At 63.3% G+C, this 215-nt stretch carries 1 protein-coding gene; it reads right to left on the reverse strand.

Annotated elements, in window-relative coordinates; all coding sequences use genetic code 11:
- Nucleotides 1–215 (reverse strand): hypothetical protein (locus tag ACM6IQ_RS23875; RefSeq protein WP_414880004.1); only part of this gene is annotated, 215 nt, incomplete at both ends.

Consider the following 215-nt stretch of genomic DNA (forward strand, 5'->3'; position numbering starts at 1 on the left):
GCGATACCGCCCACGGTCAAGGTTTGCAGGCCATCCGGGGCATTGACGGTGAAGGTGCCGGTCTGGGTCAGGGCCGGGGCATCCGGGTCAGTGCCGTAGGTGAGGTTTTTCTCGTAGACGGTCAGTTCGCCGCCACAGGCGTCGAGGCCGTTGAGGGTGACCGGGGTGATGCAACCGTTGTTGACGTCGATGGTGAGGGTCGTGGTGCTTTCATC

The organism is Pseudomonas sp. IT-P100, assembly GCF_949767185.1.
In the GTDB taxonomy this organism is placed as follows: Bacteria; Pseudomonadota; Gammaproteobacteria; order Pseudomonadales; family Pseudomonadaceae; genus Aquipseudomonas; species Aquipseudomonas fluorescens_B.